Raw genomic sequence first — 23,480 nt, forward strand, 5'->3', positions numbered from 1 at the left:
CCTCGAGGGGGGAACAGGCTACACGAAGTGAGCCTGGACGGGGGTGGGCTTATTCAGAGGGCATGAAGAAGCTGCGGGGGTGGCTGCGCCAGCGCGCCCAGATCGCCGCACGAATGCGGGCACGGTCCACGTTGCTCACGTTGTGCGCCTGCAGGGCCAGGCGGAACGCGAGGTAAAAACTCACGCCGAGGTTCAGCGCGCCTATCAGTGGAATGGCCGCGATGCACCACCAGATGGCCAGATGCCTGAACGCCTCCAGGCCCAGCGAGGCGCCGGCCGCGGCCAGTTGGCCGGTGGACAGCGTGACGTGGCGCGCTTCGAGTTCCACACCGAAAAAACCGGTGAAGGCCGGGATCAGCCCCAGCATGAAGCCCAGCGCGATGTTGGAGGCGAAACCCGAGATGTTGTCGCGCATGAAAGAGGACCAGCGCGCCGCGCGTTCGCCGCCCAGGAATGCGGTGATGCGCGGGTTGTGGCGCATGGCCGAGTCCAGGCGATGCAGCACGAACCAGTTTTCGGTCCAGCCCGCGATCATGCTGGCCGCGAACAGGATGCCGCCGGTAAAACCCGCCCACATCAGCGTGGGGCCCAGCAGCGTCAGCGTGCCCAGCACATGCTCGGCCTCGGTGTGGCTGATCATGGGCCGGCCCAGCAGCAGCAGGACCAGCGTGTTGACCAGCAGCACCGCGGGCACCACCATGAACACATTGCCGAAGACCGCCGCGACCTGCGAGCGCACCAGGTGCGTGACCTCGTCGACAAAGGCCGCGATGGTGCTGGTCGCATCGGCCGAGCCGAGGTCTTTGAGCTTGGCCGCCATGGCCGGCGCCGTCATGGCCGGTTGCTTGGTGGCCAGCGTGAAGTGCAGCAGCTGGATCAGGATGAAGCTGGCGGAATACATGACGGCGGACCAGAAGCCGCTCCAGAAGGCCGAGAGGCCTACCGCCACGATCATGAACTTGAGCAGCGTGGTGAAGGCCGTGATGGCGCCGCCGCCCATGGCCTTGCCCAGCATCTCGCGGTATTCGCCGCGCGTGCGGGTAATGTAGGTCTCGCCGGTTTCTGCGCTGCGCTCGGCCACCTTGGCCGACAGCAGCGTGGAGTTGGCGCTGATCAGCGCGCTGATGCTTTTGCCCTCCTGCGCGGTGATGACGCGGCGCCCCAGCAGCTTGATGGCGGCCATGGCGGGCTTGGGCGAGACCAGGCTGTCGAGCAGTTCGCGCACGCGCAGCATGCGCTCGCGCAGCTGGCGCAGGCGAAACACCATGCCGACCGAGATGCCGTTGTCCTCCAGGTGCGTGTAGATGCTGTTGACGGCCTGGCGGCAGGCGTCCAGCCGTTCGCGGTACTGCGCGATCGCGGCCTGCAGCTGCGCCTCGTCCCGCACGGGCTTGAAGAAGGCGTTGCGCAATCCGTCGATGTCGGCCGGCAGCGCGTGGAAGGCGCGCGCGTGCGGCGTGGCGCGGTTCATGCGCAGGCGCAACTCGGGCGCGAAACCCGTGGCGCGTATCTGCGCCGTGCAGTAGGTCAGTGCGTCCATCAGGCTGTAGTGCCAGTGCAGCGTGTCCATGTCGGGGCTGGCCGACAGCAGCAGGGCCAGCCGGGCGACCTGCGGCTCTTCGAGCGCGCCCATCCACTGCGCGTCGAAGCGCGTGGGCGCCACCAGGGGAAACAGTTCGGAGGCGTCGACGGTCTCCGGTGTGCCAGGCAGCAGTTTGCGGCGCAGGCGCTCGGCCAGTTCGCTGACAAAAGCCGTGCGCGGCGCGAAGCCGAAATCGGCCAGCAAGGTGGTGATGTCGACCGTCTGGATCAGCGTCTGCCACCAGGCCCGCAGGCGTGCCTGGATCTCGGGCTGCCGCTCGACGGCATCCATGAGGGCCTGCACCCGCGCGACCGCGGCGGCGACGGAGGTCTCGTCGCCGCGTATCCATTCGAAGAGCTTGATCAGCCAGACATGGCGCTGGGCCAGGCCGGCGTCCGGGTCCAGCGCCTTGAGCAGGGAGGCCAGGTCTTTCATCGGGCGGTCAGGGCCGTGGGCTCAATGCAGGACACGGCCGGGCGGGGCGGCGCCGCTGCCGTTGCCGCTGTGCGCCTCCAGCACGAACATGGGAATCGGCGCCTCGAAACGCTCGCCGTCCTCGGCCACGCAAAAATAACTGCCGTGCATGGTGCCGCTGGGCGTGCGCAGGCGCGACCCGCTGGTGTACTGGAAGGACTCGCCGGGCTTGAGCAGCGGCTGGTGGCCGACCACGCCCAGGCCCTTGACCTCTTCGTTGTGGCCGTTGGCGTCGCTGATGACCCAGTGGCGCGAGATCAGCTGGGCCGTCACCTCGCCGGTGTTGGTGACCGTGACGGTATAGGAAAACCCGTAGACATGGTCTTCCGGCGCCGATTGTTCGGGCAGGTACTGGGGAACGGCTTCGCAGGAAAATTGGTATTTGGGCATGGCTGAAAGTATTGGAACCTGTTCCGTTTAGACCGTGAACAGGTTCTCAGCGACCATGTTAACCGCCTGCTGCGGCTGTTGGCCGGGCGAAACAGCCGGCAGCGCCGGGGGCGGGCGCGGGCCGCGGCTTGCTGCGACAATCCGGCCATGCCTAAAAACCAGCCGCCCACCTACCGGATCGCCCCCTCCATCCTGTCCGCCGATTTCGCCCGACTGGGCGATGAGATCAAGGCCGTCATCGCCGGCGGCGCCGACTGGATCCATTTCGACGTGATGGACAACCACTATGTGCCCAACCTGACGTTCGGGCCCATGATCTGCCAGGCGCTCAAGCCGCACGCCAAAAAAGCCGACGGCACGCCGGTGCCGGTGGACGTGCACCTGATGGTGCAGCCCGTCGACGCGCTGGCCGCGGCCTTTGCCGAGGCCGGCGCCGACCTGGTCAGCTTCCACCCTGAAGCCTCCGGCCATGTGCACCGCAGCGTGCAGGCGATCAAGGCCAAAGGCTGCAAAGCCGGGCTGGTGTTCAACCCGGCCACGCCGCTGGACGTGCTGGACTGGGTGATCGAGGACATCGACCTGATTCTCATCATGAGCGTCAACCCCGGCTTCGGCGGGCAAAGCTTCATCGACTCGGCGCTGCGCAAGATCGAGCAGGCGCGCAAGCGCATCGATGCCTCGGGCAAGGACATCCGCCTTGAAGTCGACGGCGGCATCAAGACCGACAACATCGCGCGCGTGGCCGCCGCGGGCGCCGACACCTTTGTGGCCGGCAGCGCCATCTTCGGAAAACCCGATTACAAGGCGGTAATTGACGCGATGCGGGCGGAACTGGTGAAATAGGCCGGCGCGCGTCGATGCGGACCCGCACGCGCCAACCCCGGTAACCGGCCGGGCCGGATGCCGGCCCCGCCATCCATGGAGGAGCCGCATGACTGAAGCCGTAAGCGAGCAAGGCGGGCGAGGCCCCGCGCGCCGCGCCCGCATCCTGGTGGTGGACGACACGGCGGACGTCCGGTATTTCCTCGTCGCCCTGCTGCAGGACGGCTATGAGGTGGAGGCCGCCGAGTCCGGTGAAGAGGGCCTGCAGGTGGCGTTGTCCGACAGGCGCCCGGAGATCATCCTGCTGGACGTGATGATGCCCGGGATGGACGGCTACGAGGTCATGCGGCGGCTGGCGCGCGATTCGCGCACGGCCGACATCCCCGTCATTTTCCTCACGGCGCTCAGCAGCGTGGAAGAAGAGCAGTTCGGGCTGGACCTGGGCGCCACCGACTACATCACCAAACCCATCAGCCCGCCGGTGCTGCTGGCGCGCGTGCGGCTGCACCTGGAGCGCAGCGCCAATGCCAAGCGCCTGAAGACCCTGTCCGAGCAGCTGTCGCGCTACCTCGCACCGCAGGTCTACCAGTCCCTCTTTGACGGCTCCCGGCAGGCCGAGATCCAGACCCAGCGCAAGCGACTGACGGTGTTTTTCTCGGACATCAAGAACTTCACGGCTTCCACGGCGCAGTGGCAGCCCGAAGAAGTTACTTTTCTGCTCAACAGTTACTTCGAGGAGATGTCGCAGATCGCCGCCGAATACGGCGCGACCCTGGACAAGTTCATCGGCGACGCCATCGTCATCTTCTTCGGCGACCCCCACACCCTGGGCCCGCGCCAGGACGCGGTGCAATGCGTGAAGATGGCCGTCGCCATGCAGCAGCGCATGGCTGAGCTGCAGCGGCGCTGGAAGGCCATGGGCATTCCCAAGGCCTTCGAGATACGCATCGGCATCAATTCGGGCTTCTGCGACGTCGGCAACTTCGGCAGCAACCTGCGCATGGACTACACCATCATCGGCCGTGAAGTGAACCTGGCCGCCCGGCTCGAACAGGCCGCGGAGCCCGGCGGCATCCTGATTTCCAGGGACACCCACGACCTGGTGCAGGACGAGATCGAGGTCGAGGCGCGCGAGCCGGTCGTCGCCAAGGGATTCGCCGAACCGATCACGGTCTATGCGGTCCGCAAAACCCTGGCGGCGCCGCCCGCCGCGGCGGGGGTGATCCAGTGCGACCGGCCCGGCCTGCGCCTGGATTTGGACCCGGGCCGCCTCACGCCCGCGCAGCGCGCGGACGCCGCCGCCGAACTGCGCAGGGCGCTGGGCAGCCTGGAGGCGCTTGCGGAAACCGCGAAGAGCGAGGCCGCGCCGGCCCCGCTGGCCGAAACCGGCACACCGGCGTCCCGCCTTGCGGCCGTGCAGGCGGCGGACGCGGCGGGTTCCCCCGATGAGGTGCTGCCCGACAGCATCGCCGGACTCGACATGGCCCTGGGGCTGAGCCGGGCGATGAACATGAAAGGGTTTTACATCTCGATGCTGCGCCGCTTCATGGACGGCCGCGCGGACACGCCGGCACGCATCCGCGAGGCGCTGGCGGCCGGCGACCTGAAGGCGGCGGAGCTGCTCAGCCACTCCCTGCGCGGCGTCTCGGCGCAGATAGGCGCCACGCAATTGCCGCTGGACGCCGGCGCGCTGGAGCAGGCGCTTCATGACGAAGGTCCGCGCGCCGGCATCGATGAGCTGCTGCTGCGCATGGAAGCCTCGCTGGAAGAATTGATGGCGGCGCTGCGATCGGCCTTGCCGCCGCCGCCCGCGGAATCACCTTGAATGCCCGGGCCGGCCCAGTTGGTGTATCTTCTTCCTGAGGGCGTGCACCATTCGAGCGGGCCCCGGACCTTAGAATCAGGCAGCGCCCCGGCGCATGTCATGCCCCTTACCACAGAGAGGAGCTACACAGTGCAATACAACGATATTTACGCCGTTACGCCCAAAGGCCAGCAGGAGCTGCGCAGCGCGGCCACCACGATTTCACCGCCTGAGGTGGAGTTGCTGGTACGCCTCGACGGCATCCTGTCCATGGCCCAGATACGCCAGAGCGTGGGAGAACCCACCGGCGCGACGCTCGACAACACCGTGAAATCGCTGTTGGCCAAGGGGTTGGTGACCCAGGTCCAGCCGGACCCGTTCGCCGCTTCGCTGCAGTTCCAGCTGAGTCCCACGGCGCTCAACGAGGCGGGCGCCGAGGCCGATTTCTGCGCGGCCACGCTGAAGAAATCCAATTACTACGTCCGCATCGCCCGCAAGCGCGAGCAGCCGCGCCAGCGCGCGCCCGGCGAACGCCTGTCGGCCATTGTCGTGGACGACGATGAGCACCTGGCAAAGTTCCTGAGCCACTACCTGACCTTCGAGGGTTTCGACATACGGGTGGCGGGCTCGCGCGCCGAAGTGGTGGCCGAGTTCCGCAAACCGCCGATTCCGGACCTGGTGTTGCTGGACGTGATGCTGCCCGATGCCGACGGGTTTGACATCCTGCTGCGCATCCGCTCGCACCCGCAGCTCAAGGACATCCCGGTGATCATGCTCACGGCGAAGGCGACCCGCGAGGCGGTGCTCAAGGGCCTGGCCAGCGGCGCCGACGGCTACATCACCAAGCCCGTGGAGACCGAATCGCTGCTGCAGGCGGTCCGCACCGTGCTGGGCTCGCAGTAACGCACCGGCATGGCGTGATGAGCCGCTTTTCTGGCAAACCAGGCCTGCCGGCTCCCGCGCCATGAAGTCGCCTTTTCGCGCGACCATCAATGTCGCCCTGTTCACCGGGATGGTCCTGATCATCCTGAGCATCGCGGCTTCCTACTTCACCATCAATACGCTGCTCAGCGGCACGCAAAGCGAAACCGAGGCGCGCGAAACGGTGCTGCTCCTGGAGCAGGTCGTCGCGGAGTTCAAGGCGGCGGAGTCCTCGCAGCGGCGCTACCTGCTGACCAACACCGCCACGGACCTCGCCGCATACCAGGAAGCCCGCGCGCTGAGCCGGCAGGCGCTGCAGCGCGTGCATGCGGCGGCCGGCACCAGCCAGGACTGGCGCGCGCTGGAAGACGCCATGACGCGCCGCTTCGCGCTGATGGAGCAGGCCATCGCCGCCCGGCAGCAAGCCGGGCTGGAAGCGGCGGCGGCCATCGTCGGCGGCGAGCCCAACCGCCGGCTTTATGACGAAATCGAAGCGCTGGTGGCCCGTATCAAGATGGGCGAAACCCAGGCCCTGGAACACTCGAAAGAAGAAACACGGCAAAGCGCCCAGACCGTCAAGCAGCTGATCCTGCTGGGCGGGCTGCTGTGCCTGAGCGTGTTCGGCTGGGCCATCCAGATGATCGTCCGCTCGCAGGAAAAGCGCCGCCGCATCGAGGCCAGGCTTTCCGACAGCGAAGCCATGAGCCGGGCCGTGACCGAAAGCATGGCCGAGGGGCTGGTGACGGCCACCCAGGAAGGCATCATCGTCAACGCCAACAGCGCCGCCCGCCACCTCTTCGGCTACAGGCTCGACGACCTAGTGGGCCGGGAGGTGACCATGCTGCTGCCCACGCGCTACCGCATGGGCTTCCAGGCCTTCTTCGCCAGCCTGGCAAACCGCCAGCGCGGCTTTCGCGAATGGGACGTCAAAGTCCTGGGGCTGCGCCATGACGGCACCGAGTTCCCGGTGAACGCATCGTTCGGCGACGTCAACGTGGGCGGCCGCCGGCTGTTCACGGCCATCATTCACGATATCACCGAAAGCAACCGCATCAGCGAGGCCCTGCGCGACAGCGAAGCCCAGCTGCGCGAGCTGACCGACGCCGTGCCGGCCCTGATCGCCTATGTCGACAGGGAAGAGCGTTTCCAGTTCCACAACCGGGCCTATGAAGAAGCCCTGGGCCTCAGGAGCGAGGAGATACAGAACCGGACCATGCTGGACGTCCTGGGGCCGCAGCTGTACGACCAGGTCAAAGGCCATGTCGGGGAGGCACTGGCCGGGTATTCGGTGCGCTACGAAATCGAGCTGGCGCCCCTCGGCGGCGAGCGGCGCGAATACGTCATGAGTTATTTCCCGCGCTACGGCGAGGGGCACGAGCAGGGCACGGTCATCGGCTTTTCCTCGCTGGGCAACGACGTCACCGAACTCAAGCGCATAGACCGCATGAAGAGCGAGTTCGTCTCCACCGTCAGCCATGAACTGCGCACGCCGCTGACCTCGATACGCGGCTCGCTGGGCCTGGTCTGGGGAGGCGTGACGGGTGAACTGCCGGCGCAGGCCAAAAACCTGGTGGGCATCGCCCAGAGCAATTGCGAGCGCCTGATCCGGCTCATCAACGACATCCTCGACAGCGAAAAGATCGAGTCCGGCAAGATGAGCTTTGAGCTGCGGCCTATGGAGCTGGGGCCCCTGCTGGAGCAGGCCCTGGCCGCCAACGAGGGTTTCGCGGAGCAGCACGGCGTCAAGCTGGTGATGGGCAGGATAGAAGCGCCGGTCCAGGTCTGCGTCGACAGCGACCGGCTGATCCAGGTGGTGACCAACCTGCTGTCCAATGCCATCAAGTTCTCGATGCCCGGCAGCGCCGTGCGGGTGGCGATGCGCACGGAGTCGGGACGTGCCCGGGTGGAAATCATCGACAACGGCCCCGGCATTCCGGATGAGTTCCGCCAGCGAATTTTCCAGAAATTTTCCCAGGCCGACTCCTCCGACACGCGGAAAAAGGGCGGCACCGGCCTGGGCTTGAGCATTTCCAAGGCCATCATCGAGCGCATGGATGGCACCATAGGCTTCAGCACGGAAAGCCAGGTGGGTACGACATTCTTTTTCGAATTGCCGGTGTGGCGGGAAGCGCCGCCGGTCACGGCGCCCATGGGGCTCGACGGCGTGATGCGCCCGCGCGTGCTGGTGTACGAAGACGACCCTGACGTGGCCAAGCTCATCGGCATGATGCTGGACAAAGGCGGTTATGACGCCGACATGGCGCACACGCCCGAACAGGCGCGAGACTACCTCAAGATGGAGTCGTACGCGGCGATGACGGTGGACGTCAGGCCGCCCTACGAAACCGGGTTCTCGCTGATACGCGAGTTGCGGGCCAACAAACGCACGGCGCGCCTGCCGGTGCTGGTGCTGTCGGTCACCGCCTCGGAGGCGCGCCAGCATGCCGGCAGCCAGGCGCTGGGGATTTCGGGCTGGCTGGAAAAACCGCTTGACGAGCAGCGCCTGCTCGACAGCCTGGACCGCGCGATAGAAGCCAGGCGCCGCGCCAGGCAGAGCGCCTCTTGAGGCATTTCCGCCGCTCAAGCGGCCATACCTTTCTTGGCTTGTTTGCATGAATCCTCCTGTTTTGACCCGTGCCCATTTCGATGCCGCCATGGTGGACCTGGACGGCACGCTGGTGGACACGCTGGGGGACTTTGTGGCTGCCGTGAACGCCATGCTGGCCGACCTGCAGCAACCGGGCCAGGCGCATCGCCCATTTGATGCGGCGACCGTGGAACGCATGGTGGGAAAAGGCTCCGAGAACCTCGTGAGGGCGGTGCTGGCGCATGCGGGGACGGACTTGCCGGCACGCTACGCCGAAGCCTTTGCAAGCTACCAGCGGCATTACGCGGCCATCAACGGACTGCACTCGACGGTGTATGCGGGTGGGCTGGAAGGGCTGCGCACTTTGCAGCAGGCCGGGCTCAAGCTGGCCTGCCTGACCAACAAACCGCTTGCCATGGCGCGCCAGCTGCTCAGGCTCAAGGGCCTGGACGGATTTTTCAGCGAGGTCTTCGGCGGCGATTCCTTCGAGCGCAAGAAGCCCGATCCCTTGCCCCTGCTCAAGACCTGCGAAGCGCTGGGCAGCGCGCCCGCGCGCACGCTGATGATCGGCGACTCCAGCAATGACGCGCAGGCTGCGCGGGCGGCCGGTTGTCCGGTGCTGCTGGTGACCTACGGCTACAACCATGGCGAGCCGGTGCGTGAAGTGGACGCCGATGGCTTTCTTCACTCGCTGGCCGGGCTGCGCTTTCAAAAATGACGCGGTAAAAACGGCAACGGGGCTTGCGCCCCGTTGATGGTGTGAAAAGCGAGGCGCTTCAGTTTGTCTTGCCCAGCATCGCATCCTTGAGTTTCCAGTCGGCGGGCTGCGGGCCCAGCCAGATGCGCACCAGGGCATTGAAAAACTCGACTTCCTTGAAGGGCTCGCCTTGCGGCTTGCCTTTGACCGAGATGACGGTTCCGGTGCCGGGGATCCAATCGATGGTGAAACCCTCGCCGGCGACGAGCTTCTTCTGGTCGGCAAAGATCTGGCCCATCTTGATCAGGCCGGGGATGAGCTTGGACATTTCGGCTTTGGGGGCGTTGTCTGTGAAGGCCGTGGTGAAGCTCTTGCCCAGCTCGTTGGAGTCGATATCGCGCAGCAAGGTGATGCTGATGCGTTTGTGGCCGGGCATGGCGTAGACCTCTTCGGGGGTGGCGGCTTTTTTGGGCAGGTACATTCCGGCCACATAGACTTTGAACACCGCCTTGTAGCGAATGCCGGCCCCATTGAGCTGCAGTTTGGTGCCATGCACCTCAATCGGGTCGTCGAGCTTGACGCCCGAGACCTCCATCGGCGCGGCAAGGGCGCCGAATGAAAGCATCAGGCCGGCCAGGCCCGCAAGGCATCGCGTTGTCAAAGTCATGGATTGTCTCCAAAGTATGGTTGGAATAGAACGAGCGTTCGTTTTTTATCTCCTCATTTTCGAGTTCAGGGGCCGCCCCTCGCAAGAGGGTTTGCGAGATAAGCATTAGTACTAGGGCCTGCTCACCGGCCCCTGCCGGGCCCCGGTCCGGCTTTTTGATGCCCGGCGGAGGCTAACCGGCTCCGGTCTTTGCTACACTTTGGCCTACATGTTCATTCATCGCATCATTCAAACAGGTTGTGGCGACCGGGGAGCCTGGCCCTGGCGTACCTGTCATTTCCCGCTCGCCTGAGGCGCATGCGGGCCGGCACGCCGACAGCGCTGCCCCGGCCCGTGCACTTGCCGCAGGTTCTGCGACACCCCCCTTTCTTTGTTGATGCCCTGCGCAGCCCGCGGGAGCATCCCGGCCCCGGTCTTCGGGGCGTGTTGAATGACAGGCGGCAGCGCTTTTATGCGTCTTGCCTCCCTGAAAAGGATTGACCGTGATCACTGAACTCGAATTCAAAAGCCTTGCCGGCCAGGGCTACAACCGCATTCCGCTGATGGCGGAGGCCTTTGCCGACCTTGAAACGCCTTTATCCCTGTACCTCAAGCTCGCGCATTCCAAGGACGGCGGCAAATTCAGCTTCCTGCTGGAGTCCGTCGTCGGTGGTGAGCGCTTCGGCCGCTACAGTTTCATCGGCCTGCCGGCCCGCACGCTGGTGCGCGCCTCGGGCTTCGGCGCCGACCGGGTCACCGAGGTGGTGACCGACGGCCGCGTCGTGGAGACCTCAACGGCCAACCCGCTGGACTTCATCGCCGATTACCAGAAGCGTTTCAAGGTCGCGCTGCGGCCCGGCCTGCCGCGGTTTTGCGGCGGCCTGGCCGGCTATTTCGGCTACGACGCGGTGCGCCACATCGAGAAAAAACTCGAAGCCAGCTGTCCGCCCGACACCCTGGGCTGTCCCGACATTCTGCTGCTGCAGTGCGAAGAGCTGGCGGTGATCGACAACCTTTCGGGCAAGCTCTACCTGATCGTCTATGCCGACCCGGCCCAGCCCGAGGCCTACGCCAACGCCAAGAAGCGTTTGCGCGAACTCAGGGAAAAACTCAAGTACTCGGTCAGCGCCCCGGTGGTCAAGCCTTCGCAGGGCTACCCAGCCGAACGCGATTTCGCCAAGGCCGACTACATAGCCGCCGTGGAAAAGGCCAAACGCCTGATCGAAGCCGGCGACTTCATGCAGGTGCAGGTCGGCCAGCGCATCAAGAAGCGCTACACCGAGTCGCCGCTGAGCCTGTACCGTGCGCTGCGTTCGCTCAATCCCTCGCCCTATATGTATTACTACCACTTCGGCGATTTCCATGTGGTGGGTGCCTCGCCCGAAATCCTGGTGCGGCAGGAGCAAGTCAGCGAGGGGCAGAAGATCACCATCAGGCCGCTTGCCGGCACCCGTCCGCGCGCCTCTTCGCCCGAGGCCGACAAAGCCGTCGAGCACGAACTGGTCAACGACCCGAAAGAGCGCGCCGAGCACGTCATGCTGATAGACCTCGCGCGCAACGACATAGGCCGCATCGCCAAGACCGGCACGGTGAAGGTCACCGAGGCTTTCGCGGTGGAACGCTACAGCCATGTGATGCACATCGTGAGCAACGTTGAAGGCGTGCTGCTGGACGGCATGACCAGCATGGACGTGCTCAAGGCCACCTTCCCGGCCGGCACGCTGACCGGCGCGCCCAAGGTCCACGCCATGGAAATCATCGACCAGCTCGAGCCCACCAAGCGTGGCCTTTACGGCGGCGCCTGCGGCTACCTCAGCTATGCGGGCGACATGGACGTGGCCATCGCCATACGCACCGGCATCATCAAGGACCAGACGCTTTACGTGCAGGCGGCGGCCGGTGTGGTCGCCGATTCGGTGGCCGAACTCGAATGGAAGGAAACCGAGGCCAAGGCGCGCGCGCTGCTACGGGCCTCCGAACTCGTCGAGGAGGGCCTGGAATGAGCACGGCCAAGCACCCAACTGTCGAGCACTGCCGCAGCATGGCCGACGTGCGCCGCAACATCGACGCGCTTGACGACCGCATCGTGGCGCTGGTCGCCGAGCGCAGTGCCTATGTCGCGCAGGCGGCGCGCATCAAACAAAGCGCCGGCGACATCGTCGACCAGGCGCGCATCGAATTCATCGTAGACCGCGTGCGCGCCCAGGCCCGCGCGGCCGGCGCCCCCGAGGCCATCCTGGAAGCGGCCTACCGCGCCATGATTGCCGCATCCATTGATTTTGAGCGCGGCGAGTTCCAACGCCTGCGCCAGGAGGCCTGAACCATGAAGCGCAACAAGCTCTTGATGATCGACAACTACGACAGCTTCACCTACAACATCGTCCAGTACTTCGGTGAACTGGGCGCCGAGGTCGAGGTGTTCCGCAATGATGAAATCAGTGTGGCCGACATCGCCGCGCGCGCGCCCGACCTGCTGGTGGTCTCGCCCGGGCCGTGTTCGCCGGCCGAGGCCGGTATCTCGGTCGCGGCGATCCAGCACTTCGCCGGAAAGCTGCCGATCCTGGGCGTCTGCCTGGGCCACCAGGCGATAGGCGCGGCCTTCGGCGGCACCATCATCCGCGCCCAGCAGCTCATGCACGGCAAGACCAGCGTGATCACCACCACGCGGCAGGGCGTGTTTGCCGACCTGCCCGAGCAGTTCGTGGTCAACCGATACCACTCGCTGGCGATTGAAAAATCGTCCTGCCCTAAGGCCCTGGCCGTCACGGCCTGGACCGACGATGGCGAGATCATGGGCGTGCGCCACAAGGAACTGCCCATCCAGGGCGTGCAGTTCCATCCCGAATCGATACTCACAGAGCACGGCCACGCCATGCTGAAAAACTTCCTGGAGCAAACCGCATGAGCCAAAATTCCGTGGACCTGCGCAGCGACACCGTGACCCGGCCGACCGCCGCGATGCGCGAGGCCATGCTGGCCGCGCCGCTGGGCGACGACGTGTTCGGCGACGACCCGGCAGTCAACGCGTTGCAGGAAAAAATCGCCGGCCTGCTGGGTTTCGAGGCCGCGCTTTTTGTGCCCACCGGCACGCAGAGCAACCTTTGCGCCATCCTGAGCCATTGCCAGCGCGGCGACGAATACATCGTCGGCCAGATGGCGCATTGCTACCGCTGGGAAGGTGGCGGCGCGGCGGTGTTCGGCAGCGTGCAACCGCAACCGTTGAACCACCACACGGACGGCACCCTGGCCCTGTCCGAAATCGAGGCAGCCATCAAGCCCGACGACGCGCATTTCGCGCGCACCCGGCTGCTGGCGCTGGAAAACACCCTGGGCGGCAAGCTGCTGCCTTTTGACTACGTCCGGCAGGCCACCGCGCTCGCAAAAAAACACGGGCTGGCGCGCCACCTGGACGGCGCCAGGCTGTTCAATGCCGCCGTCGCGCAGGCCGCGCAAACGGGCAACAATCCGCTGGCTGAGGCGCGCCGCATTGCGGACTGCTTTGACAGCGTTTCCGTCTGTTTCAGCAAAGGGCTGGGTGCACCCGTTGGCTCGGCGCTGTGCGGTTCGCGCGAGTTCATCGCGCGGGCGCACCGCATCCGCAAGATGGCGGGCGGCGGCATGCGCCAGGCCGGCGTGCTGGCGGCGGCAGCCTCGCACGCGCTGGACAATCACGTCGGGCGCCTGGCCCAGGACCATGCGCTGGCCAAACACCTGGCCGACGGGCTGGCAGGCATCGAGGGCCTGCAGGTCGAACCGCCGCACACCAACATTGTGTTTGTCGATTTGACTGGCGCGGCGCGCGAGCAGTCGGCGGCGCTGCTCAAGCACCTGGGCAGCCAGGGCATACAGGCCACGGGTTTGTACCGGCTGCGTTTTGTGACGCACCTCGACGTGGACGCCGCCGGGGTGGACCGCGCCGTGGCCGCCATCCGGCAGTTCTTCCATCTCAAGGCCTGAAAGGACAAAGCCATGCCCGACTTCCAGCACCTGTTGCTCTTCATCGCGGCCGGCTGGCTGCTCAACCTGACGCCGGGCCCCGATGTGCTCTACATCGTGACCAACTCGCTGCGCTCAGGCGCGCGCGCCGGCATCGTGGCCGGCCTGGGTATCACGGCCGGCTGTTTTGTCCACATCTTCGCGGCGGCCGTAGGCGTCGGCGCGTTGCTGGCCACTTCGGCCCTTGCCTTTACCGTGCTCAAGTGGATAGGCGCGGCCTACCTGTTGTGGATAGGCGCGAAGATCCTGTTGTCCAAAGCGCCGCAGGCCACCACCGATCTCGTCGCGGCGGCTGCGGCCCAGCCGGAGCGGCGCCTGAAGGCGGTTTTCATGGGGGGCTTCTGGACCAATGTGCTCAATCCCAAGGTTGCGATATTTTTCCTGGCCTTCGTGCCGCAGTTCATCGCGCCCGGCGCAGACAACAAAGCCCTGGCCTTTGTGCTGCTGGGCGTGCTGTTCAACCTGAACGCCATCCCGGTGAATACGGGCTGGGCCCTGGCGGCCGCCTGGATGGCCAAACGCGATGCCGTGCAGCGCGGCATGCACTGGCTGGACCGCGCGGCCGGCGTCATGTTCATTGCGTTCGGCCTCAAGCTTGCCTTTACCGATAATCCGGCGAACTGAGCCATCCCGTCCAGCCCCCATAAAGCAACACAGCAAACGAGACACGCCATGCCCCATACCCACAAGATCACCCCGCAGGAAGCGCTGCAACGCACCATAGAGCACCGCGAAATCTTCCATGACGAGATGCTGCACATCATGCGCCTGATCATGAGCGGTGAAATGTCGCCCGTGATGATGGCCGCCCTGATCACCGGCCTGCGCGTGAAGAAGGAGACCATAGGCGAGATCACCGCCGCCGCGCAGGTGATGCGCGAGTTTTCCACCAAGGTCAACGTCACCGACAAGACCCACCTGGTCGATATCGTCGGCACCGGCGGTGACGGTTCGCACACCTTCAATATTTCCACCTGCTCCATGTTTGTGGCCGCAGCGGCCGGCGCCAAGGTCAGCAAGCACGGCGGGCGCAGCGTGAGCAGCAAGTCGGGCAGCGCCGACGTGATCGAGTCCCTGGGCATTCACATCGGCCTTTCCCCCGAAGCGATTGCGACGTGCATCGAACAGGTCGGCGTGGGCTTCATGTTCGCGCCCAACCACCACCCGGCCATGAAAAACGTCGCGCCCATCCGTAAGGAACTCGGCGTGCGCACCATCTTCAATATCCTGGGCCCCTTGACCAACCCGGCCGGCGCACCCAACATCCTGATGGGCGTGTTCCATTCCGACCTGGTGGGCATCCAGGTGCGCGCGCTGCAGCGCCTGGGCGCCGAGCATGCGATGGTGGTCTACGGCAAGGACGGCATGGACGAAGTCAGCCTGGGCGCAGCCACCGTGGTCGGCGAACTCAAAAACGGTGAAATCACCGAATACGAAATCCACCCCGAAGACTTCGACATGCCCATGGCCAGCAACCGCGCGCTGCGCGTGGAGACACCCGAGCAGTCCAAGGCCATGCTGCTGGGCGTGCTGGACAACCAGCCCGGTGCGGCGCGCGACATCGTGATCCTCAATGCCGGCGCGGCGCTGTATGCCGCCAATGTGGCCGACTCCATGAAGGCCGGCATCGTGCTGGCCCGCGAGGCGCTGGCGTCGGGCGCGGCCAAGGCCCGCCTGCAGCAGCTGATTTCCACCACCCAACAACTGGCAGCCTGAACACCATGTCCGACATCCTCGACAAAATCATCGCCGTCAAACGCCAGGAAATCGCTGAAGCGATACGCAAGAAACCGCTGGCGGTGATGCGCGAAGACGCCGAGTCGCGCGTGCTGACGCGCGACTTTGTGGGCGCGCTGCGCGCCAAGATCGCGGCGGGCCAGCCCGCGGTGATCGCCGAGGTCAAAAAGGCCAGCCCGTCCAAGGGCGTGCTGCGCGCCGATTTCATCCCGGCCGACATCGCGCAAAGTTATGCCGAAGGCGACGGCACGCTCAGCGCGGCCTGCCTTTCGGTGCTGACGGACAAGCAGTTCTTCCAGGGCAGCATCGACTACCTGAAGCAGGCCCGGGCTTCCTGCAGCCTGCCGGTGCTGCGCAAGGACTTCATGGTCGATCCCTACCAGGTGTATGAAGCGCGTGTCATGGGCGCCGACTGCATCCTGCTGATCGCCGCCTGCCTGGACGACGCGCAGATGAAGTCGCTCGAGGCGCTGGCCATGTCGCTGGACATGGCGGTGCTGGTCGAAGTGCACGACAAGGCTGAACTGGAGCGCGCGCTCAAGCTCAGGACGCCGCTGATCGGCATCAACAACCGCAACCTGAAGACCTTCGAGGTCTCGCTGGACACCACGCTGGGCATGCTGGGTCAGGTGCCGGCGGACCGCCTGTTGGTCACCGAATCCGGCATCGCCACGCCGGCCGACGTGAAACGCCTGCGCGATGCCGGCGTGAATGCCTTCCTGGTGGGCGAGGCCTTTATGCGGGCCGAAGAGCCGGGACTGGCCTTGGCCCAGCTGTTTGCCGGCAAGTAAGTCAAAGAGAAAGAGGCGGCGTCCATGAACTCTGCGGACCAGCTGAAGAGCGCGAACCCTGCGGACTGGCCGGTAGCGCCGGGCTGGCGACCCACCACCGAGGCTTTTTTCGCCGGTCCCACCGGCCGCAAGCTGTTGGATTTTCTGCAGGGTCGGCTTGCCGAAGGCGCGACGATTTTTCCGCCCCAGCCGCTGCGCGCGCTGGAACTGACGCCGCCCGAAGAGGTGCGCGTCGTGATCCTGGGCCAGGATCCATACCACGGCCGGGGCCAGGCCGAAGGGCTGGCCTTCTCCGTCGCGCCCGGCGTGGCCTTGCCGCCCTCGCTGCGCAACATCTTCAAGGAGTTGCAGCGCGACCTGGGCACACCGCCGCCCGCCTTTCCGGCGCCCGGCGGAAGCCTGGTGAAGTGGGCCACGCACGGCGTGCTGCTGCTGAACACCTGTCTCACGGTGGAAGAAGCGCAGCCCGCCAGCCACGCCGGCAAAGGCTGGGAAGTGCTGACCGACACCTTGATCCACCAGGTGTCCGACGGCGACCATCCGGTGGTCTTCATGCTGTGGGGCGCCCATGCGCAAAGCAAGCGGGCCTTGATCGATGTGAAGCGCCACAAGGTGTTGGTGGCCAACCATCCCTCGCCGCTGTCCGCCTTGCGGCCGCCGCTGCCTTTTATCGGTTGCGGCCATTTCTCGCAGGCGCGGGAATGGCGCGATGCGCACCCTAAAAACTAAGCGGCGCGGCAAAGTGCGCGCGGCGGGCAAGCACTAATACAAGAAGCGTAAGGCTCCAAGCGGCCCCGCTAAAACTCCTGCGGAAGGCTTCCGACGTAGTCGCGCCGGATATTGACCGTGCTTTGCTGGCCCAGCGCCTCAAAATGGCGACGCAGCCAGCGTTTGGCCGCGCCGTGGCCCATGTCAAACAGCTTTTCAATCATGGCGCCGTCGGCCGACATCTTGCTCGACGAGGGCAGGTCTTCCAGGGCCTCGCCGCCGTCGATGCGGTGCAGCAGCAGGCTTTTGTACTTCACACCCTCCTGCAGGCGTCCGTCGGCCAGCAGGCGATTGATGAAGTCGATGGTGCGCATCTGGGACAGCAGGCTGGCGTTAAAGGTCAGCTCGTTCACCCGGTCCATGATGTCGTGCGGCGTGTGCGGGACCTCGGGCCGTCGCAGGGGGTTGATCTGCACCACGATGATGTCGCGGCTGCTGCATTCGCTGATCAGGGGCAGCAGGGACGGATTGCTGGAAAATCCCCCGTCCCAGTAAGACTGACCGTCGATTTCCACCGCCTGGAACAGCGTGGGCAGGCAGGTGGAGGCCATCACGGCCTGCAAAGTCAGGCGTTTGCCCGAAAAGATTTCCGCCCGGCCCGTGGTCACATGGGTCGCGGATACAAATGCCTTGGGTATGTCCAGGCCGGCGATGGCGTGAAAGTCGATTTCCGCCTGCAGCAGCTTGCGCAGGGGATTGATGTCCAGCGGATTGGACTGGTAAGGCGAGAGCCACTGGCTCATTGCGCTATTAAAAAAGTTAGTACCCACTTTGTCGGAGGGCCAGCCACCCAGCAGCATCTTGCTGATGCCCTCGGCCATGGAGCCCAGGCTGCCCATGGCGGCCACGCCTTGCCAGATCCGGGCCAGCGATGCGCGGGCCGCCTCCCGGGGGTTCGGCGTTCCGCTGTCCTTGTGGGTGGCCACGGCAAATCCATGCGCCAGTGCCACGGCATTGACCGCGCCCGCGCTGGCGCCGCTGATGCCGTCGAACTGGATGCGTTCATCCTGCAACAGGGCGTCCAGGACGCCCCAGGTGAACGCGCCGTGGGAGCCGCCGCCCTGCAAAGCCAGGTTGACCCGGCGCTGGGAGGACGGTTCTGGCGGCGAAGGGGGGAGAAGTGAGGCGCTCATGGCGCTAGTTTGACAGGCGCAAACCCGCGCCAGCCCCGGAAGCGGCCCGGCCGGCATTTTTTAATGTTTTTGCGAGGCCCCGGCATTTCGTCCGACATAAAACCGTGGCATAATCCGAGGTTCGCTTGAAGGATGGGTGCCCGAGTGGCTAAAGGGGGCAGACTGTAAATCTGTTGGCTAACGCCTACGCTGGTTCGAATCCAGCCTCATCCACCAGATTTTGTTTGATTTTTGGCAAGCGGCCAGTGCAAGGCAGTCGCGTAAAGCGGGTTTTGGGCTGTGGATGGTTTGATGTGAGTTGAATTGGCAGAGCTGCGCGGGAGTAGTTCAATGGTAGAACCCTAGCCTTCCAAGCTAATGACGCGGGTTCGATTCCCGTCTCCCGCTCCACGAGGCTCCGGTTTCGGGGTGTTTGCGGGCTCTGCTGGTTGATCTTGCGCCGGACTGCAGTGAGAGAGTTTTGAAGTCTTTTGGCTTTTTGAAGAATTTAGGCCCTTTTGGCTCAGTGGTAGAGCACTCCCTTGGTAAGGGAGAGGTCGCGGGTCCGATTCCCGCAAAGGGCACCATATTTTGAGTCGGCGCAGCGCGCAAAGCGCTGCGGCCGGCGGTAGTGATTCACTGGTTTTGTAACTCTTTATAAATTTCTGGAGTTGAAAAATGGCAAAAGGCAAATTTGAGCGGACCAAGCCGCACGTCAACGTAGGCACGATTGGCCACGTGGACCATGGCAAGACGACGCTGACGGCGGCGATCACGACCGTTCTGGCGTCCAAGTTCGGCGGCGAAGCCAAGGGCTACGACCAAATTGACGCGGCACCCGAAGAAAAGGCGCGCGGCATTACGATTAATACCGCCCACGTCGAGTACGAAACCGCGAACCGCCACTACGCCCACGTGGACTGCCCAGGCCACGCCGACTATGTGAAGAACATGATCACCGGCGCCGCCCAGATGGACGGCGCGATCCTGGTGTGCTCGGCCGCTGACGGCCCCATGCCCCAGACCCGCGAGCACATCCTGCTGGCCCGCCAGGTGGGCGTGCCTTACATCATCGTGTTCCTGAACAAGTGCGACATGGTCGACGACGCCGAGCTGCTCGAACTCGTTGAGATGGAAGTGCGCGAGCTGCTGGACAAGTACGACTTCCCCGGCGACAAGACCCCCATCATCCACGGCTCGGCCAAGCTCGCCATGGAAGGCGACAAGGGTCCCCTGGGCGAAGAGGCCATCATGAAGCTGGCCGAAGCGCTGGACACCTACATTCCCCTGCCAGAGCGCGCGGTTGACGGCGCCTTCCTGATGCCCGTGGAAGACGTGTTCTCCATCTCCGGCCGCGGCACCGTCGTGACCGGCCGTGTCGAGCGCGGTGTGATCAAGGTCGGCGAGGAAATCGAGATCGTCGGTATTGCCGACACGCAAAAGACCACCTGCACCGGCGTGGAAATGTTCCGCAAGCTGCTGGACCAGGGCCAGGCCGGCGATAACGTCGGTATCCTGCTGCGCGGCACCAAGCGCGAAGACGTGCAGCGCGGCCAGGTGCTGTGCAAGCCCGGCTCCATCAAGCCGCACACGCACTTCACCGGCGAGATCTACGTCCTGAGCAAGGACGAAGGCGGCCGCCACACGCCTTTCTTCAACAACTACCGCCCCCAGTTCTACTTCCGCACGACGGACGTGACGGGCGCGATCGAGTTGCCAGAAGGCAAGGAAATGGTCATGCCAGGCGATAACGTGTCGATCACCGTCAAGCTGATCAACCCGATCGCCATGGAAGAAGGCCTGCGTTTCGCCATCCGCGAAGGCGGCAAGACCGTCGGCGCCGGCGTCGTTGCCAAGATCATTGCGTAATTTGCAAGGTTTGATGGAGGGGTATAGCTCAATTGGCAGAGCGTCGGTCTCCAAAACCGAAGGTTGTAGGTTCGATTCCTACTGCCCCTGCCACCTGATGGTTGATGTGTATCAGCGCTGAGGGTGGTTTGAAAAGTTAAAAAGCAAGCCCGCCGGGAGTCAAAAACTCCAGGTGGGCTTAAGCGTCTGAAAAGACGCCCGAAGATTGAACAGGAAATCCGCCAACCATGGCCACTTCTCAAGTTGAAACCGTCAGTACCAGCGCCGACAAGGTCAAGCTGGGCGCGGCCGTTGCTCTGGTGCTGGCCTCCCTGGTGGGCTTTTACCTGCTGGCCAAGCAGGGTCAAGTGGTCCAGTGGGGTGCCCTGATCGCCGGGTTGGTGGCGGCCGTGGCGGTGTTCATGCTGTCAGAGCCGGGCAAGCAGTTCGTGGCCTTCGGCCGTGATTCCTGGCGCGAAGTCAAGAAGGTCGTCTGGCCGGCCCGTCGGGAAGCCATCCAGATGACGGCCTATGTGTTCGGCTTTGTGGTGATCATGGCGCTGTTTTTGTGGTTTACGGACAAGACGCTCGAATGGGTGTTTTACGACCTGATCCTGGGATGGAAACGATAATGAGCGATCTGAATGGCACGGTAGTCAGCGAAGTGGCGGCGGGTACGTCCCTCACGCCGACGCCAGGCATGCAGTGGTATGTCGTCCATGCCTATTCCGGCATGGAAAAAGCGGTCGAGCGCAACATCGTCGAACGCATCAACCGCGCGGGCATGCAGTCCAAGTTCGGCCGTTTCCTGGTGCCCACCGAAGAAGTGGTCGAAATCAAGAACGGCCAGAAGAAAACGACGGAACGCCGTTTCTTTCCCGGTTACGTCCTGGTCGAAATGGTCATGGACGATGAAACTTGGCACCTGGTGAAGCACACCAACAAGGTCACGGGTTTTGTCGGCGGCGCCAAGAACCGCCCGGCCCCGATCTCCGAGGAAGACGTCCAGAAGATCGTCAGCCAGATGCAGGTCGGCACCGAGAAGCCGCGGCACAAGGTGGAGTTCGAAACCGGCGAATACGTGCGCGTCAAGGACGGCCCGTTCACCGACTTCAACGGCACGGTGGAAGAGGTCAACTACGACAAGAACAAGGTGCGTGTGTCGGTCACGATTTTCGGCCGCGCCACACCGGTGGAACTGGAATTCAGCCAGATCGAAAAAACGTAATTTCGATCCGGTCTTCAATTTCGCGCCTTGCAACTCGGCGCGAAACGGTCCTCAGGGGCTGTTTTTGAGTTGTGTAACCCCCGGGGAGCCCGGGCCCGCCTTGATGGCGGCGCCCAGGCGTTATGACCCGCAAGGAGAAAAGTATGGCGAAAAAAATCGTCGGCTTTATCAAGCTGCAAGTGCCAGCTGGTAAGGCTAACCCGTCCCCCCCGATCGGCCCTGCGCTCGGTCAGCGCGGCCTGAACATCATGGAATTCTGCAAGGCATTCAATGCGCAGACCCAGGGTGTTGAGCCCGGCCTGCCGCTGCCTGTGGTGATCACGGCATTTGCCGACAAGAGTTTCACCTTCGTCATCAAGACGCCTCCCGCAGGCGTCCTGATCAAGAAGGCCATCAAGCTCGACAAGGGCTCTGCCACGCCGCACACGGTGAAGGTCGGCAAGATCTCCCGCGCACAGCTGGAAGAAATCGCCAAGACCAAAATGAAAGACATGACGGCTGCCGACCTCGACGCTGCAGTTCGTACTATTGCCGGCACGGCCCGTTCCATGGGTGTGTCGGTGGAGGGTGTTGTATGAGCAAGCTGACCAAGCGCCAAAAAACCATCGGCGACAAAATCGACAGCAACAAGCTGTACACGCTGCCTGAGGCTCTGGGCCTTGTGAAAGAGTTCGCCGTCGCCAAGTTCGATGAGTCCATCGACGTGGCCGTGCAGCTCGGCATCGACGCCAAGAAATCCGACCAGGTCGTTCGCGGCGCGGTCGTGCTGCCTAACGGCACCGGCAAGACCAAGCGTGTGGCCGTGTTTGCGCAAGGCGCCAAGGCTGAAGAAGCCAAGGCCGCCGGCGCCGACATCGTCGGCATGGACGATCTGGCCGCCGAAATCAAGGCCGGCAAGATGGACTTCGACGTGGTGATCGCTTCCCCCGATGCCATGCGTATCGTGGGTACCCTGGGCCAGGTGCTCGGCCCCCGCGGCCTGATGCCCAACCCCAAGGTCGGCACCGTGACGCCTGACGTCGCCACCGCCGTCAAGAACGCGAAAGCCGGCCAGGTCCAGTTCCGCGTCGACAAGGCCGGTATCGTGCACGGCACCATCGGCCGCCGTTCGTTCGACACGGCCAAGCTGCAGGGCAACCTGGCGGCACTGATCGACGCACTGCAAAAAGCCAAACCGGCTTCGAGCAAGGGCGTGTACCTGAAGAAAGTGGCGGTTTCGTCCACGATGGGTGTGGGCGTTCGCGTCGACACGCAAACCATCGCAGCGTAATCGCAGGAATTTGGGCGGCCCGCGAGGGTTGTCCAATGTGGTGGGCTGCCGGGGTTCGCTCCGGCAGGTCATCCAAGACCGTTGGCGCGGTGGGCTTTTTGGGCTTGCCGCTTAATCGAAAGACAGCCAACGCAGATGGCGGTCCCGCTGCTTGAATGGTTTTGCAAAGAATCTGAAAACAGTTGGTCGCTGAACATGAGCGTGTTGAAGGGCAATGGCAGGCGAAAGCAGGCTGACGCCCGACGGCACATTTTTAAGGAGTAGACCTTGAGTCTCAACCGCAGTGAGAAACAAGCCGTCATTGATGAAGTGACTGGCCTCGCCGCTAAAGCTCAAACGCTCGTGATGGCGGAATACCGTGGTATCACGGTCGCTGACATGACCCGTCTGCGCAGCCAAGCCCGCGACAAAGGCGTGACCCTGAGTGTTCTGAAGAACACCCTGGCTCGCCGCGCAGTGGCCGGCAGTGCATTCGAAGTCGTGTCCGACCAGATGACCGGTCCGCTGATCTACGGCTTTTCCACAGATGCAGTAGCTGCCGCGAAAGTGGTATCTGACTTCGCCAAGACCAACGACAAGCTGGTCATTCGCGGTGGTGCATTCGGTGGCAAGACCCTGGACGTGAACGGCGTGAAGCAACTGGCCAACATCCCTTCCAAGGAAGTGTTGCTGGCCCAGGTGTGTGGCTTGCTGATGTCCCCCATGTCGCGTACCGCCGTTGTGCTGGGCGCGCTGGCGGCGAAAAAGGGTGCCGGCGCAGCCGAAGCCCCCGCAGCAGCTGAACCTGTAGCAGCGTAATTAACCAAC

Annotated in this window: 23 protein-coding genes and 4 tRNA genes; 23 read left to right on the forward strand and 4 right to left on the reverse strand. The window is 64.2% G+C overall.

The annotated features are described in order from the left end of the window. Positions 1–49: 49 nt before the first annotated feature. Both ACSQ27_RS13115 and apaG read right to left on the reverse strand, forming a co-directional pair. Entirely contained in the window at positions 50–2,017 is a 1,968-nt protein-coding gene (locus tag ACSQ27_RS13115; RefSeq protein ID WP_436155932.1) for a site-specific recombinase, read from the reverse strand. Positions 2,018–2,038: 21 nt separating this feature from the next. After that, entirely contained in the window at positions 2,039–2,446 is a 408-nt protein-coding gene (gene apaG / locus ACSQ27_RS13120) for a Co2+/Mg2+ efflux protein ApaG (protein ID WP_436155933.1), read from the reverse strand. 147 nt (positions 2,447–2,593) lie between these two features. Between apaG and rpe the strand changes: the two genes are divergently transcribed. The 5 genes from rpe to gph all read left to right on the forward strand — a co-directional run bounded on the left by rpe (position 2,594) and on the right by gph (position 9,298). Beyond that, positions 2,594–3,289 (forward strand): ribulose-phosphate 3-epimerase, encoded by a 696-nt coding sequence (rpe, locus tag ACSQ27_RS13125; protein WP_436155934.1) that lies wholly within the window; start codon positions 2,594–2,596, stop codon positions 3,287–3,289. An 88-nt stretch (positions 3,290–3,377) separates the two neighbouring features. After that, the gene (locus tag ACSQ27_RS13130; RefSeq protein WP_436155935.1) at positions 3,378–5,093 is read left to right on the forward strand and encodes an adenylate/guanylate cyclase domain-containing protein; all 1,716 of its coding nucleotides are present in this window, start codon (positions 3,378–3,380) and stop codon (positions 5,091–5,093) included. A 129-nt stretch (positions 5,094–5,222) separates the two neighbouring features. Continuing rightward, on the forward strand, positions 5,223–5,975 hold the full coding sequence (locus ACSQ27_RS13135; protein ID WP_436155936.1) for a response regulator transcription factor: 753 nt from the start codon (positions 5,223–5,225) through the stop codon (positions 5,973–5,975). A gap of 61 nt (positions 5,976–6,036) precedes the next feature. Then, positions 6,037–8,559 carry a PAS domain S-box protein gene (locus tag ACSQ27_RS13140; protein ID WP_436155937.1) on the forward strand — a complete coding sequence of 841 codons (2,523 nt, stop codon included), beginning with the start codon at positions 6,037–6,039 and terminating at the stop codon, positions 8,557–8,559. A gap of 46 nt (positions 8,560–8,605) precedes the next feature. Further along, positions 8,606–9,298: a phosphoglycolate phosphatase gene (gene gph / locus ACSQ27_RS13145; protein WP_436155938.1), complete on the forward strand. Its 693-nt coding sequence runs from the start codon at positions 8,606–8,608 to the stop codon at positions 9,296–9,298. 58 nt (positions 9,299–9,356) lie between these two features. Here the strand turns inward: gph and ACSQ27_RS13150 are convergent, their stop codons facing one another. After that, positions 9,357–9,944, reverse strand: a complete 588-nt coding sequence (locus ACSQ27_RS13150; protein WP_436155939.1) for a chalcone isomerase family protein — start codon at positions 9,942–9,944, stop codon at positions 9,357–9,359. 482 nt (positions 9,945–10,426) lie between these two features. On the opposite strand from ACSQ27_RS13150, the gene trpE reads away from it, so the two are divergent. The 8 genes from trpE to ACSQ27_RS13190 are packed head-to-tail and all read left to right on the forward strand — an operon-like array spanning position 10,427 to position 17,176. Further along, positions 10,427–11,926: an anthranilate synthase component I gene (gene trpE, locus ACSQ27_RS13155; RefSeq protein ID WP_436155940.1), complete on the forward strand. Its 1,500-nt coding sequence runs from the start codon at positions 10,427–10,429 to the stop codon at positions 11,924–11,926. After that, a complete protein-coding gene (locus ACSQ27_RS13160) occupies positions 11,923–12,243 on the forward strand; it encodes a chorismate mutase (protein WP_436155941.1) in 321 nt (106 codons plus the stop codon). Before trpE ends, ACSQ27_RS13160 begins: the two co-directional genes overlap by 4 nt. 3 nt (positions 12,244–12,246) lie before the next feature. Further along, positions 12,247–12,828 (forward strand): anthranilate synthase component II, encoded by a 582-nt coding sequence (locus tag ACSQ27_RS13165; protein WP_436155942.1) that lies wholly within the window; start codon positions 12,247–12,249, stop codon positions 12,826–12,828. After that, positions 12,825–13,880: a low-specificity L-threonine aldolase gene (ltaE, locus tag ACSQ27_RS13170; RefSeq protein ID WP_436155943.1), complete on the forward strand. Its 1,056-nt coding sequence runs from the start codon at positions 12,825–12,827 to the stop codon at positions 13,878–13,880. Before ACSQ27_RS13165 ends, ltaE begins: the two co-directional genes overlap by 4 nt. Positions 13,881–13,892: 12 nt before the next feature. After that, positions 13,893–14,543 (forward strand): LysE family translocator, encoded by a 651-nt coding sequence (locus ACSQ27_RS13175; protein WP_436155944.1) that lies wholly within the window; start codon positions 13,893–13,895, stop codon positions 14,541–14,543. Between the two features lie 48 nt (positions 14,544–14,591). Continuing rightward, positions 14,592–15,635 (forward strand): anthranilate phosphoribosyltransferase, encoded by a 1,044-nt coding sequence (gene trpD, locus ACSQ27_RS13180; RefSeq protein WP_436155945.1) that lies wholly within the window; start codon positions 14,592–14,594, stop codon positions 15,633–15,635. Between the two features lie 5 nt (positions 15,636–15,640). Next, positions 15,641–16,447, forward strand: a complete 807-nt coding sequence (gene trpC / locus ACSQ27_RS13185; RefSeq protein WP_436155946.1) for an indole-3-glycerol phosphate synthase TrpC — start codon at positions 15,641–15,643, stop codon at positions 16,445–16,447. A gap of 24 nt (positions 16,448–16,471) precedes the next feature. Continuing rightward, complete coding sequence (locus tag ACSQ27_RS13190) at positions 16,472–17,176, forward strand: uracil-DNA glycosylase (protein WP_436155947.1); 705 nt, start codon at positions 16,472–16,474, stop codon at positions 17,174–17,176. Positions 17,177–17,244: 68 nt separating this feature from the next. Here the strand turns inward: ACSQ27_RS13190 and ACSQ27_RS13195 are convergent, their stop codons facing one another. Next, on the reverse strand, positions 17,245–18,348 hold the full coding sequence (locus tag ACSQ27_RS13195; protein WP_436155948.1) for a patatin-like phospholipase family protein: 1,104 nt from the start codon (positions 18,346–18,348) through the stop codon (positions 17,245–17,247). A gap of 130 nt (positions 18,349–18,478) precedes the next feature. Between ACSQ27_RS13195 and ACSQ27_RS13200 the strand changes: the two genes are divergently transcribed. From ACSQ27_RS13200 to rplJ, 10 genes are all read left to right on the forward strand, one after another. After that, a tRNA-Tyr gene (locus ACSQ27_RS13200) sits at positions 18,479–18,564 on the forward strand. Between the two features lie 100 nt (positions 18,565–18,664). Further along, a tRNA-Gly gene (locus tag ACSQ27_RS13205) sits at positions 18,665–18,738 on the forward strand. 101 nt (positions 18,739–18,839) lie between these two features. Next, a tRNA-Thr gene (locus tag ACSQ27_RS13210) sits at positions 18,840–18,914 on the forward strand. A gap of 91 nt (positions 18,915–19,005) precedes the next feature. Beyond that, positions 19,006–20,196 carry an elongation factor Tu gene (gene tuf, locus ACSQ27_RS13215; protein WP_436155802.1) on the forward strand — a complete coding sequence of 397 codons (1,191 nt, stop codon included), beginning with the start codon at positions 19,006–19,008 and terminating at the stop codon, positions 20,194–20,196. Between the two features lie 17 nt (positions 20,197–20,213). Continuing rightward, positions 20,214–20,289: transfer RNA gene (locus ACSQ27_RS13220), tRNA-Trp, on the forward strand. Between the two features lie 134 nt (positions 20,290–20,423). Then, complete coding sequence (gene secE, locus ACSQ27_RS13225; protein ID WP_436155949.1) at positions 20,424–20,807, forward strand: preprotein translocase subunit SecE; 384 nt, start codon at positions 20,424–20,426, stop codon at positions 20,805–20,807. 68 nt (positions 20,808–20,875) lie between these two features. Further along, positions 20,876–21,403 (forward strand): transcription termination/antitermination protein NusG, encoded by a 528-nt coding sequence (gene nusG / locus ACSQ27_RS13230; protein WP_228778638.1) that lies wholly within the window; start codon positions 20,876–20,878, stop codon positions 21,401–21,403. A gap of 143 nt (positions 21,404–21,546) precedes the next feature. Then, positions 21,547–21,981 (forward strand): 50S ribosomal protein L11, encoded by a 435-nt coding sequence (gene rplK, locus ACSQ27_RS13235; RefSeq protein WP_188708843.1) that lies wholly within the window; start codon positions 21,547–21,549, stop codon positions 21,979–21,981. After that, entirely contained in the window at positions 21,978–22,673 is a 696-nt protein-coding gene (rplA, locus tag ACSQ27_RS13240) for a 50S ribosomal protein L1 (RefSeq protein ID WP_436155950.1), read from the forward strand. Before rplK ends, rplA begins: the two co-directional genes overlap by 4 nt. A 267-nt stretch (positions 22,674–22,940) precedes the next feature. Beyond that, positions 22,941–23,471, forward strand: a complete 531-nt coding sequence (gene rplJ / locus ACSQ27_RS13245; protein WP_122955012.1) for a 50S ribosomal protein L10 — start codon at positions 22,941–22,943, stop codon at positions 23,469–23,471. Positions 23,472–23,480 lie beyond the last annotated feature (9 nt).

The sequence above is a fragment of the Polaromonas sp. LjRoot131 genome (assembly GCF_964252805.1).
In the GTDB taxonomy this organism is placed as follows: domain Bacteria; phylum Pseudomonadota; class Gammaproteobacteria; order Burkholderiales; family Burkholderiaceae_C; genus Polaromonas.

Bases quoted from the DNA above. Each gene is read 5' to 3' on its own strand.
- ACSQ27_RS13115 (WP_436155932.1), bottom strand. From the start codon at position 2,017: ATGAAAGACCTGGCCTCCCTGCTCAAGGCGCTGGACCCGGACGCCGGC.
- apaG (WP_436155933.1), bottom strand. From the start codon at position 2,446: ATGCCCAAATACCAATTTTCCTGCGAAGCCGTTCCCCAGTACCTGCCC.
- rpe (WP_436155934.1), top strand. From the start codon at position 2,594: ATGCCTAAAAACCAGCCGCCCACCTACCGGATCGCCCCCTCCATCCTG.
- ACSQ27_RS13130 (WP_436155935.1), top strand. From the start codon at position 3,378: ATGACTGAAGCCGTAAGCGAGCAAGGCGGGCGAGGCCCCGCGCGCCGC.
- ACSQ27_RS13140 (WP_436155937.1), top strand. From the start codon at position 6,037: ATGAAGTCGCCTTTTCGCGCGACCATCAATGTCGCCCTGTTCACCGGG.
- gph (WP_436155938.1), top strand. From the start codon at position 8,606: ATGAATCCTCCTGTTTTGACCCGTGCCCATTTCGATGCCGCCATGGTG.
- ACSQ27_RS13150 (WP_436155939.1), bottom strand. From the start codon at position 9,944: ATGACTTTGACAACGCGATGCCTTGCGGGCCTGGCCGGCCTGATGCTT.
- ACSQ27_RS13160 (WP_436155941.1), top strand. From the start codon at position 11,923: ATGAGCACGGCCAAGCACCCAACTGTCGAGCACTGCCGCAGCATGGCC.
- ACSQ27_RS13165 (WP_436155942.1), top strand. From the start codon at position 12,247: ATGAAGCGCAACAAGCTCTTGATGATCGACAACTACGACAGCTTCACC.
- ltaE (WP_436155943.1), top strand. From the start codon at position 12,825: ATGAGCCAAAATTCCGTGGACCTGCGCAGCGACACCGTGACCCGGCCG.
- ACSQ27_RS13175 (WP_436155944.1), top strand. From the start codon at position 13,893: ATGCCCGACTTCCAGCACCTGTTGCTCTTCATCGCGGCCGGCTGGCTG.
- trpD (WP_436155945.1), top strand. From the start codon at position 14,592: ATGCCCCATACCCACAAGATCACCCCGCAGGAAGCGCTGCAACGCACC.
- trpC (WP_436155946.1), top strand. From the start codon at position 15,641: ATGTCCGACATCCTCGACAAAATCATCGCCGTCAAACGCCAGGAAATC.
- ACSQ27_RS13190 (WP_436155947.1), top strand. From the start codon at position 16,472: ATGAACTCTGCGGACCAGCTGAAGAGCGCGAACCCTGCGGACTGGCCG.
- ACSQ27_RS13195 (WP_436155948.1), bottom strand. From the start codon at position 18,348: ATGAGCGCCTCACTTCTCCCCCCTTCGCCGCCAGAACCGTCCTCCCAG.
- tuf (WP_436155802.1), top strand. From the start codon at position 19,006: ATGGCAAAAGGCAAATTTGAGCGGACCAAGCCGCACGTCAACGTAGGC.
- secE (WP_436155949.1), top strand. From the start codon at position 20,424: ATGGCCACTTCTCAAGTTGAAACCGTCAGTACCAGCGCCGACAAGGTC.
- nusG (WP_228778638.1), top strand. From the start codon at position 20,876: ATGCAGTGGTATGTCGTCCATGCCTATTCCGGCATGGAAAAAGCGGTC.
- rplK (WP_188708843.1), top strand. From the start codon at position 21,547: ATGGCGAAAAAAATCGTCGGCTTTATCAAGCTGCAAGTGCCAGCTGGT.
- rplA (WP_436155950.1), top strand. From the start codon at position 21,978: ATGAGCAAGCTGACCAAGCGCCAAAAAACCATCGGCGACAAAATCGAC.